Origin of the sequence: Pseudoalteromonas sp. P1-16-1b (assembly GCF_001401785.1) — a bacterium.
In the GTDB taxonomy this organism is placed as follows: Bacteria; Pseudomonadota; Gammaproteobacteria; order Enterobacterales; family Alteromonadaceae; genus Pseudoalteromonas; species Pseudoalteromonas undina.
Genome location: NZ_LKGQ01000003.1, coordinates 103,537 through 118,380, shown reverse-complemented (window position 1 = coordinate 118,380; position 14,844 = coordinate 103,537). Strand labels below are relative to the sequence as shown.

The window sequence follows — 14,844 nt, the reverse complement described above, 5'->3', positions numbered from 1 at the left end:
CTTTTTTTATGCCTAAAATTTACCTAACAGCAATGTAAGCCCTGCTCAACCCTATGGACAACACAATAATTTGTGGTTTGTGATTTTAAAGCAACAGGTTACACTTTGTCTTGACCATGCAGTTATTCAATCGGTGTTATGACTAAACAACTTTATCAACTCGCTCAAAGCCACTTTGCTTTTCCTGATCCCAATCATGCATTAGATGATCCAGATGGTTTGCTTGCCATTGGTGGATGTTTATCGGTAACGCGGTTAAAAAATGCCTATTTATCTGGTATTTTTCCGTGGTTTAGTGAACACGAGCCAATTATGTGGTGGTCACCGAGTGAGCGCGGTATTGTTGAGCTTAATGACTTTCATGTTAGTAAAAGCTTACGAAAACATTTAAAAAAGCACCCGGTCACCGTAACTATTAACCATGCCTTTGAAGAAGTGATAGAAGCGTGCCGCGATCAACGTCTTGATACCGATGGCACTTGGATAACCCCGCAAATGCAACAGGCGTACATAAAAGCGCATTACAATGGCTTAGCTCATAGTTTAGAGGTATGGCGTGAGGGAGAGCTTGTAGGCGGCTTATATGGGATTATGCAAACTGGCGTTTTTTGTGGTGAATCAATGTTTCATCATCAAACAAATTGCTCCAAACTGGCTATGTGGGCGCTGGTGAATTGGCTTAAACGCCATAATGCGCATTTTATTGATTGCCAATTAGAAAATCCTTATTTAATGTCGCTAGGTGCCAGCGTGATTCCACGTGAAGAATTTTTAACTAAACTTAATAAAGCACAGTGTTACACCCCAGCTGCCAGTATGTGGCAGCCACAGGAGCTAATCGCGATATATGAATGAACAACTTCCGGCTCGTATAGGCCTAAGCCAACCGTTTGAATGCAGTTATTTACCTGATCGCCAAGAACAACTGCTGGTGATACTCGACCCAAGTTGTTACAGCAGCAACAAGTTTGAATCATTATTAGGATTAGGCTTTCGTCGCAGCGGTAACCAAATTTATCGCCCGCACTGCCCTATTTGCAGCGCGTGTAGTTCTGTGCGCGTTTTAGCTGATGAGTTTATGCCGACAAAATCGCAAAAACGTAAACTTAACAAAGCAAAAAACCGCTTTGAGGTAAAATATTCACAGGTTGAACGCGAACAATACTACCCACTTTACAGTAAATACATTAGTTTACGTCATCAAGACGGTTCTATGTATCCACCTGATAAATCACAATTTCAAAGTTTTTTGTTTTGTAGCTGGTTAACCATCACCTTTATAGAGCTTTGGGATCAAGAAAACTTAGTAGCCGTTGCTGTAACTGATTGTATGGACAACGCTATTTCCGCTATTTATACATTTTTTGACCCTGACTACGAACACTTTAGTTTAGGCACTGTAATGATATTACAGCAGCTTAAATTTGCTAAACAGCAACACAAACAGTTTGTTTATTTAGGCTATCAAATAGATGAATGTGACAAAATGAAGTATAAAACCCAGTTTTTACCCGCCCAAAAACAGCTCAATGACCAGTGGGTGGCTATTTAATTTACAAAAATAGCCCCTGCGCCTTTACTTATTGGCGTATTTTGGGCAAAATCTGCAGCGTTTAACTATTAAAGAGGTGTTACGCTAAACATGGCGAAAGAAGACGTAATCGAAATGCAAGGGACAGTCCTTGATACTTTACCAAATACAATGTTCCGAGTTGAGCTAGAAAATGGTCACGTAGTTGTGGCTCATATTTCAGGTAAAATGCGCAAAAACTATATCCGTATTTTAACCGGCGATAAAGTAACGGTAGAAATGACTCCTTACGATTTATCGAAAGGTCGTATCGTATTCCGTGCTCGCTAAGTAAGTGCGTAAACGAGATTTAGTTTTTGGCTAGTGAAAACTAGCTTTAAGCGTTTATTAAATGTAATTAATGGTAGTAGCCAGTAATTACATTTAATAAACAAAAAACCCAGCTTTTGCTGGGTTTTTTGTTGCCTATTTCTTTGGCAAATAAAAAAAGCCTGCATAAAGCAGGCTTTTTAAATTGCTAACTTTTTTAGGTTAGGCTGGCGTTAAGTCACTCTCGTAATCAAAACGCAGTTTTTTATCTTTAACCGATACTTTTACCGTACCGCCAGAAATTAGCTCACCAAACAGTATTTCGTTAGCCAATTGCTTTTTAAGATCTTCTTGGATAACACGCGCCATAGGACGCGCGCCCATTGCTTTGTCATAGCCTTTATCAGCCAACCACTCACGAGCTTTAGAAGTAAGCTCAAGGTTAACTGACTTCTTATCCAGTTGCGCTTGTAACTCAACAACAAATTTATCAACCACTTGCAAAATAACCTCTTTTTCGAGGTGATTAAACCAAATAATGTTATCTAAGCGGTTTCTAAATTCAGGTGAAAATACTTTGTTAATTTCACCCATTGCATCGTGTGTGTGATCTTGCTCACTAAAACCAATCGACTTACGCGTGGTTTCTTGTACGCCGGCATTGGTGGTCATCACCACTACTACGTTTCTAAAGTCAGCTTTTCGGCCGTTATTATCTGTTAGCGTACCGTGATCCATAACTTGTAATAAAATGTTGTAGATATCAGGATGCGCTTTTTCAATTTCATCCAGCAATACCACTGCATGTGGGTTTTTGATCACCGCTTCTGTTAATAAGCCGCCTTGTTCAAAACCTACATAACCCGGAGGCGCACCGATTAAACGGCTCACCGCATGGCGCTCAACGTATTCAGACATATCAAAACGAATAAACTCAACACCCATGCATTTAGCTAATTGCTTGGTAACCTCTGTTTTACCTACCCCTGTTGGGCCTGCAAATAAGAACGAACCAACCGGTTTGTTCTCGTTTGCTAAACCTGAGCGCGATAAGCGAATAGCAGAAGTTAATGCATCAATGGATTGATCTTGTCCAAACACCAACATTTTTAAATTACGGTCTAAGTTTTTCAGCGTTTCTTTATCAGACGACGACACATTTTGAGGCGGAATACGCGCCATTTTAGACACAATCATCTCAATATCAGATACACCAATGGTTTTTTTACGCTTGGACGTAGGCAGTAGCCGTTGGCTTGCGCCTGCTTCATCAATAACGTCAATCGCTTTATCAGGTAAGTGACGCTCATTAATATACTTGGCACTTAGCTCAGCGGCTGCTTTTAACGCTTTTTGCGTATAACGAATACCATGGTGTGCTTCGTAACGATCTTTTAAGCCGTTAAGAATTTTAGTGGTATCTTCAACGCTAGGTTCAAGCACATCAATTTTTTGAAAGCGACGGACAAGGGCGCGATCTTTTTCAAAAATATTCTTGTACTCACCGTAAGTGGTAGAACCCATACAACGTAATTGCCCACTTGAGAGTAACGGCTTAATTAAGTTTGAGGCATCCATTACCCCACCTGAGGCAGCACCTGCACCAATAATGGTGTGAATTTCATCAATAAATAAAATTGAACCTGGTTTTGCTTGTAACTCTTTTAATAAACTCTTAAAGCGTTTTTCAAAATCGCCTCGGTATTTGGTACCGGCAAGTAACGCGCCCATATCTAAAGAGTACACAACCGCATCTGCAATGACTTCAGGCACTTGTTCGTTAACAATACGATAGGCTAAGCCCTCGGCAATAGCAGTTTTACCTACGCCGGCTTCACCAACCAGTAATGGGTTATTCTTTTTACGACGACACAGCACTTGCACTGTGCGCTCTACTTCACTATCACGGCCAACAAGCGGGTCAATATTACCCTCTTTAGCGTGTATATTAAGGTTAGTTGTAAAGCTGTCGAGCTTACTCGCTTCTTCGCTTGCTACTTCTTGCACCTCTTCATGAATATCGTCGGTATCATCGCCTAATTCGTCGTCACCTTTGGCAATCCCATGAGAAATAAAGTTAACAATATCAAGTCGAGAAATATCGTTCTTTTTAAGTAAGTACACGGCTTGGCTTTCTTGCTCAGAAAAAATAGCGACCAGCACATTAACGCCTGTCACTTCATTTTTGCCAGAAGATTGCACATGAAATACCGCGCGCTGTAATACTCGCTGAAAACCAAGTGTTGGTTGAGTTTCGCGCTCTTCTTCTAAATCAGGAATAACCGGTGTGGTTTCATCAATAAATTCAAGTAACTCTGTTTTTAATCCAGAAACGTCAACACCACACGCATTAAGCGCTTCTCCAGCTGATGGGTTGTCGAGTAGAGCTAATAAAAGGTGCTCTACGGTCATAAACTCATGACGACGTGTACGCGCTTCACGAAACGCAGTGTTCAAAGTTAGTTCTAAGTCTTTATTTAGCATTGGCAACCCCTTACAGAGATAATAATTTTATACCGCACTTCAAAGATGAAAGTTCACCTTTGTGGTATTTATTCCTGCTCACAACTACATAGCAGTGGATGCTCGTTATCCCTTGAGTAGCGGTTAACTTGCTCAGCCTTGGTATGTGCTACATCGGCGCTATAAACACCACATATGCCCTTACCTTGCTGATGTATTTGCAGCATCACATCAGTTGCTCTATCGCTATCCATATTAAAAAACGTCATTAAGATCTCTATTACAAAATCCATCGGCGTGTAATCATCGTTGTTTAACACAACTTTATATTTTCGCGGTGGCTGCAACTTTTGCTTTTCACTATCGCGAACGGTGTCGATAACACCAGAATCTTTCATACCACTCATAATTAAATATAGTCTTGTCTTTGTAACTCAAGCAAACTTGAATAAAAAAATAAATAAAATGTTAAAAAATAACCTAAAACACTTGACTGGTTGCTTAAATAAACTACAGTCAAATGGTGATTGATTAAACCTTAGTCAGTCTAGCAAACAATACAGTTTAGGATAACTAAATTAGTCAACTTATAGAAGGATGTAGAAGTATGGCTTGTGGTAAAGTCAAATGGTTCAACAACGCCAAAGGTTTTGGTTTCATCGTAGAAGACGGTTGCGAGAACGACATTTTTGCTCATTACTCCACTATTGTAATGGACGGATACAAGACGCTTAAAGCTGGTCAAGATGTTACCTTCGAATTACAACAGGGCCCTAAAGGTCTACACGCTACTAATATAGCCCCTAACGGCGATATTATAGAGTGATTGTAAATATGAGACTAAAGCGAGTGACCTGTTTAGATCCTCGCTTAATTCCCTAAATATCCCTAACCACTTACATATAAATTGCTTCATTGTTTGTTAATTCAACCCCGCTCCTTGATTTTATTTTATCTACCCCAATAATTTCAGTATTAGAGGTTAACTGCTGGCGTTTGGCGCGTAATCCTAGCCCTTTTTAGCCAAGCTTGTTACACTCTTTATCCTGTAAAACGTAATTACTTTAGCCTAATGGCTAGTTTGTATTTACATAAATTTTAGTTATAAAAGACATTAGTCCGTCAGGTGTGATTATTCTCACCTTGTTTAGGTTATACGAGTACCAACACCTAACAGACTACTCATTGCATATACTAATGCTTTATTTATAAGGTATTAAGCGATGATTTCTTTGCATTGTTGAATTTGGCCAATGCGGCCTACTATCTAGGAATGATGATGACATCAAAAATTATCTATACAAAAACGGACGAAGCTCCGGCACTAGCAACTTATTCGTTGTTACCTATTATCCAAGCGTACACAAATGCGGCAGGTGTTGAAGTTGAAACACGCGACATCTCATTAGCTGGTCGTGTAATTGCGAGCTTCCCGGATTACCTAACAGAAGAACAACGCATTGGTGATGCACTTGCAGAGCTTGGCGAAATGGCAAAAACACCAGAAGCTAACATCATTAAATTACCGAACATTAGTGCATCAGTTCCGCAACTTCGCGCTGTAATTAAAGAGCTTCAAGAAAAAGGTTATGCACTTCCAGAATACCCTGTAGAACCTAAAAACGATGAAGAAAAAGCCATTCAAGCAGCCTACGATAAAATTAAAGGCAGCGCAGTAAACCCTGTTCTTCGTGAAGGTAACTCTGACCGTCGCGCACCAGGTTCAGTGAAAGAGTATGCACGTAATAACCCGCATTCAATGGGCGCGTGGAGCAAAGATTCACAATCATACGTTGCAAGCATGGAAGAAGGTGACTTCTTTGGTTCTGAGCAATCAGTAACTGTTGATGAAGCAACGGATGTACGTATTGAGCACGTAGCGGCTAATGGCGATATCACTGTACTTAAGCAAAGCACGCCATTACTTGCTGGTGAAGTAATTGATGCATCACGTATTAGCGCTGCAAAATTACAAGCATTCCTAGAAGCTGAAATTAATGCTGCTAAGGAAAAAGGCGTGTTATTTTCGCTTCACATGAAAGCAACCATGATGAAAGTATCTGATCCAATCATCTTTGGTCACGCTGTAAAAGTATTCTACAAAGACGTTTTTGCAAAACACGGTGCACTTTTTGAAGAGCTAGGTGTTGATGTAAACAACGGTTTAGGCGATGTGTACTCTAAAATTCAAACATTAGATGACGCTAAGCGCGAAGAAATTGAAGCAGATATTCAAGCTGTTTATGCTAACCGCCCTGCTATCGCAATGGTTGATTCTCATCGTGGCATTACAAACTTACACGTACCAAGTGATGTGATCATCGATGCTTCTATGCCTGCTGCAATTCGCTCAAGCGGTCAAATGTGGAATAAGGACGATAAATTACAAGACACAAGCTTTGTAATTCCAGATCGTTGTTACTCTGGCGTTTACCAAGCAACGATTGATTTTTGTAAAGAGCACGGTGCTTTTGATCCTACGACTATGGGTAGCGTACCAAACGTTGGCCTTATGGCTCAAAAAGCGGAAGAGTACGGCTCACATGACAAAACATTTGAAGCAAAAGCCGACGGTACTATTCGTGTTGTTGACACAAATGGCAACACCCTACTTGAGCACAGTGTTGAGCAAGGCGATATCTGGCGCATGTGTCAGGTTAAAGATGCACCAATTCAAGATTGGGTTAAACTTGCAGTAAACCGCGCTCGCGCAACAGGTAATCCGGCTATTTTCTGGTTAGATGCAGAACGTGCACACGATGCTGAGCTAATCAAAAAAGTGAATAAATACCTGCCAGAACACGATACTGCTGGCCTAGATATTCAAATTTTATCGCCAATGGATGCAACCTTATTCTCACTAGCACGCATCAAAGAAGGTAAAGATACGATTTCTGTAACAGGTAACGTATTACGTGATTACCTAACAGATTTATTCCCAATTTTAGAATTGGGTACCAGTGCTAAAATGCTTTCAATTGTGCCACTAATGAATGGCGGTGGTCTATTTGAAACAGGTGCAGGTGGTTCTGCTCCTAAGCACGTTCAACAGTTTGAAAAAGAAAACCACTTACGTTGGGATTCTTTAGGTGAGTTCTTAGCACTTGCTGCGTCACTTGAACACCTAAGCACGACAACAGGTAACAACAAGGCACAAGTACTTGCTGATACGCTTGATAAAGCAACGGGTACATTCTTAGCTGAAAACAAGTCGCCTTCACGTAAAGTAAAAGAAATTGATAACCGTGGTTCTCATTTCTTCTTATCTTTATTCTGGGCTCAAGAACTTGCTAAGCAAAATGAAGATAGCGAGCTTAAAGCGCAATTTACACAAATTGCTAGCGACCTTGAAACCAACAAAGAGCAAATTGTTAGCGAGCTAAACGATGCACAGGGTCCTGCAATGAACATTGGCGGATACTTCCAGCCAAATGACGATGCAGCCTTCAAAGCAATGCGTCCGAGCACAACATTTAACGAGATTTTATCTAAACTAGTATAAATCATTTAAATGAATGAAAAGGCGCTCATAGAGCGCCTTTTTTGTGCCTAAGAAAAAGGCCGCTAATGCGGCCTTTTAAATTCAACTTTAAAAGTTTATTTTGTGTACGCGCGTGGCATGTTCGACTCTGTTGTATAGCGCTCACGCAGTTTATCTTGGCGAGATTCAGTACTAACCTCAACCCCATTAATAAACATTTTATTCACGTGGCTGCTCAGCTCAAACGGGTCGTTACTCCACATAACAACATCAGCGGCTTTACCTACTTCTAGGCTACCGGCATTAATACCAAATACATCAGCCACATTCGAAGTCATGGCCTTTAATGCGCCTTGTTGGCTCATACCGTAAGACACTGCGTTACCGGCATCGTAGCGAAGCTGGTAAACATTGTGGCTGGCATCGCCACCCACAGTTAATAGCACTTTAACACCGGCTTTTTCTAGTATGCCGGCATTATTTAAGCTTGCATGCAATGAATCGAAGCTGCCTGGTAAATTATCCATTGCACTAATGATCACAGGAATGCCTGCTTTAGCGATGCGATCTTTAACTACAACGGCATCTTGAGCGCCATTAAGGACAATGTTTACGCCAAACTGCTGTTTCACTTTTATTAGTTCAACAATATCAGCCGAACGCGACACACTAATTAGTAATGGCATATCGCCTTTTAGTACTTTAGCCATTATGGTGTCTTCAGCACTTGGCTTAGCGTCATCTTTTTTAGCTTCTTTGCTTGCTTTAGTTTGATGCTCATCTAACTTATTGATAAGTGTTTGCAAGGTAAATGCACGAGAGCCTTTGCTGCGTTCACCCAAATGAACCACTAATGCTGCTTGCTTTTTATTTACACTTTCGAAGCTACCACTTAAATCAACAACACTTGCAAGGCCTGCAAATATGCTGTCACCACCGTAAGGGGTGATCAAATCGCGAGTAATACCGCCTTTACGTGCATAAGGTATTAAGCTTGAACGAGGATTAAATGCCAAGCTTGCATCAAAATCGATACCCGCTTTGTCTTCTCCTGCATCGCGAGAACCGGCAACCGCACCTACTTCAACTAAGCCAAGCTGGTTTACACTGGCTATAAAACCTGGGGTCACTATTTGATCTTGAGCATCAATAACTTTGTCAACTTTAAAATCGCTAGGGTTAATGGCAGTGATTTTGCCATCATTCATAACTATGCTAGCTCCTTCTAATACACCTTGATCTGAAGATGTATGCAAAGTTGCATTAATAATTGCCAGTGACTCTGCGCTCACGGTACCCGATGCGAATAGCCCTGCAGCAACCAGAGAAAGCGAAAACGAACGTGATAATTTTTTCATTCTGGGTGCTCCTTATTGTTGACCTAACATAAAATCACTTTGTGCTTGGAATGCGCTATCGTTTCTATCGTAAACTTTTGCACCATCAACAAACACTTGCTCTGCTTTTGCATAAACACTAAACGGGCTTTGATTCCAAATAACAACATCAGCTTGTTTGCCTGCTTCAAGTGAGCCTGTTTTATCTTCAATACCTAACGATTTAGCGGCGTTAGCAGTAATCCACTTAATCGCATGCTGCTCAGAAATATCAAACCCATTTTGGTTTGCACTGTACATTACTTTAGCGGCTTCTTGGTTTAAGCGTTGAATCGTCGTGTCAGAATCTGAGTGCACAACGGCACATGAGTTTTTAACGGCATCAACAATAGCTACGTTCTCTTGCACCATATCGTAGGCTTCCATTTTAAAGCCCCACCAGTCTGGCCAAAGTGCAGCACACGAGCCGTTTTCAGCCAGTAAATCAGCAATTTTATAGGCTTCAATACCGTGATGGAATGTGCCCGCATGATAATTAAACTCTTTTGAAAGGTCGATCATCATCGCCATTTCTTCTGCTTTGTAGCAGTGATTGTGAATACGAACGTCACCTTCTAAAACACCACGTAATGTATCGTATTTAATATCACGATGTGGAGCTTCTGGGTTTTTACCCGCAGCGTAATCAGCATCGTATTTATCCCACTCACGCTTATATTCTTGAGCGCCAATCCATGCTGTGCGATATCCTGCCATATTACCCATACGTGTCATCGGTAATACACCTTTTCGACCGTAAACACGTTTAGGGTTTTCACCACATGCCATTTTTAAACCGTATGGCGCATCAGGAAATTTCATCCCTTGCATGGTGTGAGCCGGTACATTTTTAAGGGTAACGCCACGTCCACCGAATAAATTAGCCGAACCTGGTAAAATTTGTAATGACGTAATACCGCCTTCACGTGCGCGATTAAAACCTGGATCTTGTGGCCAAATTGAATGCTCAACCCATACTTCTGCCGTATTAGGGCTGGTCATTTCGTTACCATCTTGATGAGACTCAACCGATGGATTTGGATAAGCACCTAAATGTGAATGAACGTCAATAATGCCTGGTGTTACCCATTTACCTTGCGCGTCAATAGTGGTGTCTGCATTAGCGGTTAAATCTTTACCAACTTGCTGCACTTTACCGTCAACAATCAGTACGTCAGCTTCATCTAAACGCTCACCCGTCCCTGTTAATACCGTTGCATTAGTGATCAAGGTGCTTGATGTCGCTACTGGCTGATAAGTACTTGGGTATGGGTTTTTATTAATGGTTACTTTGTCATCTTGTGGGCCGCTTTCTTGGCAACCAACAAGTGCTGCTGCTAAACCAACAGCTAACAATGAGGGAGCAAATTTTTGCATGTTTTTAGGTTCTCCTGTTTTTTTACTACTTTAGCGAAAGCAAACGCATAAAGCTAAAAAAACAGGTGAAAAGGCGGTTATTTAAGGTGAGTTTCTGTAATTATTTTTTTATATAATTGTTATAAAGCTTATCCAGAGCTCCTTCGGTGGTGAGCGATGGATCTTTACTTATAAAGTGTTTAACCGTTCGGGTTACAAAATCTGAGTTTTGCTTATGTAATTTTGAAAAATCTTTAATCAATGTATTACCATCTTTTGCGGCTGTGACTTTATCATGGCGATGTCTGTATTGGCTCAATGCCTTATTAAAATCACCTTGATAGTCTTCCACTAAAATTTTATAGAAATCACTTTTTTGTACCTTTAAAACATTAATGCAATAATTAAGCGCTTCTTTAAAGTCGTAAAATACAGTGCCTTCTACATCAAACTCTTTGGTTTTTTCACGCACTGTGACACGTGCTTCTTCAGTGGCATAACTAAACCCCGTAAAAGCGAGTCGCTCAGCCGCTTCTTTACCGAGTTTCATACCCGCTTGAATACTATGAGCAAATTCATCACTCATGTCAGCGAGCTCGTTTTCTTCCCACATGTTATAAACGCGCAAAGGCTTTGCATACTTATTAGATAACTTCTTTTTAAGTTTGCTAAATCGCTCATCAATGGTCATTAATCGCTCATTGTGAAGTAATGCATGGCATTCATAACAGGCTGCAATGGCAACAAAGTCAGCTTCTTCGCCTAAATCAATAATACTTTGTAGCATATGCAATGGCGGGCAATGATCGCGCTCTGTTGCCTCACAGCCGCAATAAAAACATTGGTTAAAATGCTGTTGCTCACACGCATAAGCTTGCTGGTAGTAACTTGCTAACGTTTTATTCACAATTGCGCTCCAAAAATATAAAATGCCACAAATTTAGGGCGCGATAATAACAGCCTGAAAAAATATTTCAGTAGGAAAACGCTAAAGTGTGTCAAAAATAAATTATTTATGAACAACTTTTCATACACCTACAAAATTGCACGATTTATATACACATCTTCTTACAGCTTACCCCATTCAGTTAACAACATTTCGGCTACATTAAGCAATACTTAAGTTGCACATAAACAAAGAGGCAAATACTATGATTTCTTTCAAAGCAACTCTATATTCAACTGTATTATTGGGCGCAGCAACATTAACAGCTCCTGTAATGGCGGCCACTTTTGTTGCCGCTGATTCATCACCCGGTACCCAAGCTTGCATGGCCGTTGCATCTAACAAAAGACTGACACTGCTCAGAACAATGAAAGATCTACGTATAGATAAACATGTAATTAGCAAAAAATTACTCTGTAATGATTTATCAGTGGGTGACTTTGTAACGCTGTATGATTTAAATAAATCAGCACAATTTTTAAATATTGAAGCATCTACTAGTACGTCAATAAGAGATTTAGCAAAAGTAAACAAACCGCTTGTAGTTATTATGGCGGGATCTAAATAACCTGAGTTCTAATTAAAAAATCGTGAGTTTTAAATGCGTTTAATTTACTCTAGCCAGACACGTTAGGCAGGGCTTAGTACCTGCTTAACGTGTATTTAATTATTAAATAAGCGCTGCCAACAAGCCAAACAAACCACCAAATACCCCACCCCACACAACGAGCCAGCCTAAATGTTCGCGGATCATGGTTTGAATTATTTCTTTTACCATTTTAGGGGTGAGTTCATCTAAGCGTTCATCCACTAACTTAAGCACCGTATTATGCAAACTTTCCGCGTTATTACCTTGGGTTAACATGTCGCTTAATAGCGTTTTAAAATCGTCGGTGTCGCTTATTTGCACCAGCGATAATTGCATTTTTTCAATAAACTTTTCTCGCATTGGCTCAACGGCTTCAGTGCCGCCAAACATTGCAAGCATGCTACCAAATTGTGATTGCTCAATAACCACTAACAAATTATCGAATGCAGGGTTTAAATCTACTTTATAAATTACCGATTCAAAATCAATCGTTGGCTGTGCCTTACTTAGAAGCTTGTCTATTTTATGCTCAGAAAAGAACTCCGTAAGTATTAAATTTCTTATAGCCACTTTAAAGCTTTCAAACTTAAGCGCAATTACACCTGATCCATATAAAAACGGTACTTTTTCAAACAGCATATGAATAGCGAGTAAATTTGTAACCGCACCAGAGAGTGCAAATAAACCCACTGAAAGTACAATGGCTTGATCAAATACAAAACCAATAGCAACACAACACGCTGCTAATAAGTTAGTGATAAAACTTTTATTCATTTTTATTCCATTTCAGTGATTTGTATCAGAAATTGATAGTCTTAATTTTACCCGATTAATTTGTTTATTTAATCCCTTTTTGCCATAGTTTATTTATAGGTTTAAAAGGTGACTATTGTTATGTGGAAAACAATCAATCAACAGATCAGCCAAGCTATCCATTACGATTTTAAACACACCCATAAACGTCAGTTGCAAAATACATCCACCGATAAGTTGTTTCACTTAAGCGATGGCAAGCACAATTACTTAGTTAAAATTGCGCAAAAACATGAACTAGAACGCTTTGAGGCTCAAGCTCAAGGTTTAAAACAGCTTACTCAAAACAGTGTATTTATGGTGCCAGACTGCATTACAACTGGGGCCAATATAGAATTCGCCTTTATTGTATTAGAGTGGCTTGCACTTGACGAGCTTCCCCATACCCATTGGTCAGCTATGGGGGAGCATCTTGCTATGTTACATCAAAAACACCAGCAAGCGATGTTTGGTTTTGACACCGACAATTATTTAAGCTCAACACCTCAACCTAATCAGTGGCATAAAAAATGGGATGTATTTTTTGCAGAAGAACGTATTGGTTGGCAATTACAGCTATTAGCTGAAAAAGGCATTGCACTTGCAGACCCCGAGCAACTGATAAATTTAGTAAAAGAGCAACTGCATAATCATCATGTTTTACCCTCACTAATACATGGCGATTTTTGGCGCGGTAATATGGGCTTTGTAAACAACATTCCGACCTTATTTGACCCTGCCTGCTATTACGGAGATCGGGAGGTCGATATTGCTATGAGTGAGCTTTATGCCCCCCTCCCTGAAGAGTTTTATAGTACCTACAATCACCAATACCCTTTAGCTCAGGGTTATGAGCAACGTAAGCTTGTTTACCAGCTTTACCCTATTTTAAACAACGCCAACATTTATGCGGGGCATTATCTAAATCAGGCTAAAGACCACGTTGATAAACTAATTAAACTAAAATAAATGTAGTAAACAAAATATAAGCACTATAATTATTATTAGCTCGTTGTGTGCTACCCACGTAAAAAAACTTAGTTTTTATGAGGTGTTATTATGAAAGACTTTTTATCACAACGTATCGCCTGCCCACATTGTGGACACCATATTAATTTAGATCTCGATGCCAGTATGGGCGACCAAGACTACTATGAAGAATGCAGTGCCTGTTGTAATCTTATACACCTGAACATGCATATAGATTATGCACGTAATAAGTTAGAGTTACATGTGGACAGCGATGACGAACAAATATTTTAACTATGTTGGCGCATGTAGTTTTCAACGGTGTTTATAATTGTATAGGTTTGCTGGTCGACTTCAATATTGAACTCATCACCCACAACGGCTTCACCTAAATTAGTTATATCGAGTGTTTCTGGTATTAAATGCAACCAAAAGCCAAACTCATCAATATTTCCCACCGTTAAACTTGCACCATTAACAGATACAAATCCTTTGTATAGCACATATTTTTGCCATTTTTGTGGCAGGCTGAGCTGTATTTTGTAGTTGTTTTCTAACTTCACTATTTGCGCAATTTTTGCGGTGCAATGAATATGTCCAGATACAATGTGCCCCCCCAACTCAGTACCAAACGACACTGAACGCTCGTAATTAACTAAACTACCCAATTCCAGTTGCCCAAGATTAGTTAGCTGCAGGGTTTCATCAATAACATCAAAATGCACTTGAGCAACCACATCGTGATTACTTAGCTCTACTTTCACAACAGTCAAACAACAACCATTTATAGCGATGCTGGCACCTAAGTCTAAATGCTTCACGTATTGCTCATTAACAGAAACTACCAAGCGTAATACGCCCTGTGCATGGGTTTTAGAAACTACCGTTGCTTGAGTTTGAATAATACCGGTAAACATAAAAATCGCTTCTATTTCTAACAAAGTGCTAGTTTAACGTATCAAAAGACAAAATCATTCACTTAATAGCACTTATTCATGGTTATTTTCACCACCAAGATGAATTAAATACAAA

Annotated in this window: 15 protein-coding genes; 8 read left to right on the top strand and 7 right to left on the bottom strand. The window is 39.9% G+C overall.

Annotated features, from left to right (window positions below; all coding sequences use genetic code 11):
- The first annotated feature begins 138 nt into the window (after window positions 1–138).
- The 3 genes from aat (at window position 139) to infA (ending at window position 1,861) form a co-directional block, all read left to right on the top strand.
- Window positions 139–855: a leucyl/phenylalanyl-tRNA--protein transferase gene (aat, locus tag AN392_RS03390; RefSeq protein WP_054200754.1), complete on the top strand. Its 717-nt coding sequence runs from the start codon at window positions 139–141 to the stop codon at window positions 853–855.
- Window positions 848–1,552, top strand: coding sequence for an arginyltransferase (locus tag AN392_RS03385; RefSeq protein ID WP_010389715.1), 705 nt, complete (start codon window positions 848–850; stop codon window positions 1,550–1,552). The genes aat and AN392_RS03385 overlap by 8 nt, the downstream gene beginning before the upstream one ends.
- A gap of 90 nt (window positions 1,553–1,642) precedes the next feature.
- Window positions 1,643–1,861 (top strand): translation initiation factor IF-1, encoded by a 219-nt coding sequence (gene infA / locus AN392_RS03380; protein ID WP_002962494.1) that lies wholly within the window; start codon window positions 1,643–1,645, stop codon window positions 1,859–1,861.
- A 201-nt stretch (window positions 1,862–2,062) separates the two neighbouring features.
- On the opposite strand, the gene clpA is transcribed toward infA, so the two are convergent.
- Window positions 2,063–4,324 carry an ATP-dependent Clp protease ATP-binding subunit ClpA gene (clpA, locus tag AN392_RS03375; RefSeq protein WP_008110100.1) on the bottom strand — a complete coding sequence of 754 codons (2,262 nt, stop codon included), beginning with the start codon at window positions 4,322–4,324 and terminating at the stop codon, window positions 2,063–2,065.
- Between the two features lie 68 nt (window positions 4,325–4,392).
- A complete protein-coding gene (gene clpS, locus AN392_RS03370; RefSeq protein WP_008110102.1) occupies window positions 4,393–4,701 on the bottom strand; it encodes an ATP-dependent Clp protease adapter ClpS in 309 nt (102 codons plus the stop codon).
- A gap of 209 nt (window positions 4,702–4,910) precedes the next feature.
- Here clpS and cspD point away from each other — a divergent pair, with 209 nt between their 5' ends.
- Together cspD and AN392_RS03360 are read left to right on the top strand one after the other, a co-directional pair.
- Window positions 4,911–5,129 (top strand): cold shock domain-containing protein CspD, encoded by a 219-nt coding sequence (gene cspD / locus AN392_RS03365; protein ID WP_008110104.1) that lies wholly within the window; start codon window positions 4,911–4,913, stop codon window positions 5,127–5,129.
- Window positions 5,130–5,582: 453 nt separating this feature from the next.
- Window positions 5,583–7,805: an NADP-dependent isocitrate dehydrogenase gene (locus tag AN392_RS03360; protein WP_055011829.1), complete on the top strand. Its 2,223-nt coding sequence runs from the start codon at window positions 5,583–5,585 to the stop codon at window positions 7,803–7,805.
- 95 nt (window positions 7,806–7,900) lie between these two features.
- Here AN392_RS03360 and AN392_RS03355 read toward each other — a convergent pair whose 3' ends face one another.
- From AN392_RS03355 to AN392_RS03345, 3 genes are all read right to left on the bottom strand, one after another.
- A complete protein-coding gene (locus AN392_RS03355; protein WP_055011828.1) occupies window positions 7,901–9,142 on the bottom strand; it encodes an amidohydrolase family protein in 1,242 nt (413 codons plus the stop codon).
- Window positions 9,143–9,154: 12 nt separating this feature from the next.
- A complete protein-coding gene (locus AN392_RS03350) occupies window positions 9,155–10,537 on the bottom strand; it encodes an amidohydrolase (RefSeq protein WP_008110109.1) in 1,383 nt (460 codons plus the stop codon).
- Window positions 10,538–10,637: 100 nt separating this feature from the next.
- Window positions 10,638–11,423 carry a hypothetical protein gene (locus AN392_RS03345; RefSeq protein WP_008110111.1) on the bottom strand — a complete coding sequence of 262 codons (786 nt, stop codon included), beginning with the start codon at window positions 11,421–11,423 and terminating at the stop codon, window positions 10,638–10,640.
- Between the two features lie 244 nt (window positions 11,424–11,667).
- On the opposite strand from AN392_RS03345, the gene AN392_RS03340 reads away from it, so the two are divergent.
- Window positions 11,668–12,030 (top strand): DUF3718 domain-containing protein, encoded by a 363-nt coding sequence (locus AN392_RS03340; protein WP_036984821.1) that lies wholly within the window; start codon window positions 11,668–11,670, stop codon window positions 12,028–12,030.
- 102 nt (window positions 12,031–12,132) lie between these two features.
- On the opposite strand, the gene AN392_RS03335 is transcribed toward AN392_RS03340, so the two are convergent.
- Window positions 12,133–12,825, bottom strand: coding sequence for a hypothetical protein (locus AN392_RS03335; protein WP_055011827.1), 693 nt, complete (start codon window positions 12,823–12,825; stop codon window positions 12,133–12,135).
- A 120-nt stretch (window positions 12,826–12,945) separates the two neighbouring features.
- Here AN392_RS03335 and AN392_RS03330 point away from each other — a divergent pair, with 120 nt between their 5' ends.
- Together AN392_RS03330 and AN392_RS03325 are read left to right on the top strand one after the other, a co-directional pair.
- On the top strand, window positions 12,946–13,812 hold the full coding sequence (locus AN392_RS03330) for a fructosamine kinase family protein (protein WP_055011826.1): 867 nt from the start codon (window positions 12,946–12,948) through the stop codon (window positions 13,810–13,812).
- Between the two features lie 90 nt (window positions 13,813–13,902).
- The gene (locus AN392_RS03325) at window positions 13,903–14,106 is read left to right on the top strand and encodes a CPXCG motif-containing cysteine-rich protein (RefSeq protein ID WP_055011825.1); all 204 of its coding nucleotides are present in this window, start codon (window positions 13,903–13,905) and stop codon (window positions 14,104–14,106) included.
- On the opposite strand, the gene AN392_RS03320 is transcribed toward AN392_RS03325, so the two are convergent.
- Window positions 14,103–14,729: a riboflavin synthase gene (locus AN392_RS03320; protein WP_054200746.1), complete on the bottom strand. Its 627-nt coding sequence runs from the start codon at window positions 14,727–14,729 to the stop codon at window positions 14,103–14,105. The two genes, AN392_RS03325 and AN392_RS03320, sit on opposite strands and share 4 nt — an antisense overlap.
- Window positions 14,730–14,844: the final 115 nt, after the last annotated feature.

What these genes read in the sequence shown, in the direction of transcription:
- aat (WP_054200754.1), top strand. Translation starts at nt 139, where the DNA reads ATGACTAAACAACTTTATCAACTCGCTCAAAGCCACTTTGCTTTTCCT.
- AN392_RS03385 (WP_010389715.1), top strand. Translation starts at nt 848, where the DNA reads ATGAATGAACAACTTCCGGCTCGTATAGGCCTAAGCCAACCGTTTGAA.
- infA (WP_002962494.1), top strand. Translation starts at nt 1,643, where the DNA reads ATGGCGAAAGAAGACGTAATCGAAATGCAAGGGACAGTCCTTGATACT.
- clpA (WP_008110100.1), bottom strand. Translation starts at nt 4,324, where the DNA reads ATGCTAAATAAAGACTTAGAACTAACTTTGAACACTGCGTTTCGTGAA.
- clpS (WP_008110102.1), bottom strand. Translation starts at nt 4,701, where the DNA reads ATGAAAGATTCTGGTGTTATCGACACCGTTCGCGATAGTGAAAAGCAA.
- cspD (WP_008110104.1), top strand. Translation starts at nt 4,911, where the DNA reads ATGGCTTGTGGTAAAGTCAAATGGTTCAACAACGCCAAAGGTTTTGGT.
- AN392_RS03360 (WP_055011829.1), top strand. Translation starts at nt 5,583, where the DNA reads ATGACATCAAAAATTATCTATACAAAAACGGACGAAGCTCCGGCACTA.
- AN392_RS03355 (WP_055011828.1), bottom strand. Translation starts at nt 9,142, where the DNA reads ATGAAAAAATTATCACGTTCGTTTTCGCTTTCTCTGGTTGCTGCAGGG.
- AN392_RS03350 (WP_008110109.1), bottom strand. Translation starts at nt 10,537, where the DNA reads ATGCAAAAATTTGCTCCCTCATTGTTAGCTGTTGGTTTAGCAGCAGCA.
- AN392_RS03340 (WP_036984821.1), top strand. Translation starts at nt 11,668, where the DNA reads ATGATTTCTTTCAAAGCAACTCTATATTCAACTGTATTATTGGGCGCA.
- AN392_RS03335 (WP_055011827.1), bottom strand. Translation starts at nt 12,825, where the DNA reads ATGAATAAAAGTTTTATCACTAACTTATTAGCAGCGTGTTGTGTTGCT.
- AN392_RS03330 (WP_055011826.1), top strand. Translation starts at nt 12,946, where the DNA reads ATGTGGAAAACAATCAATCAACAGATCAGCCAAGCTATCCATTACGAT.
- AN392_RS03325 (WP_055011825.1), top strand. Translation starts at nt 13,903, where the DNA reads ATGAAAGACTTTTTATCACAACGTATCGCCTGCCCACATTGTGGACAC.
- AN392_RS03320 (WP_054200746.1), bottom strand. Translation starts at nt 14,729, where the DNA reads ATGTTTACCGGTATTATTCAAACTCAAGCAACGGTAGTTTCTAAAACC.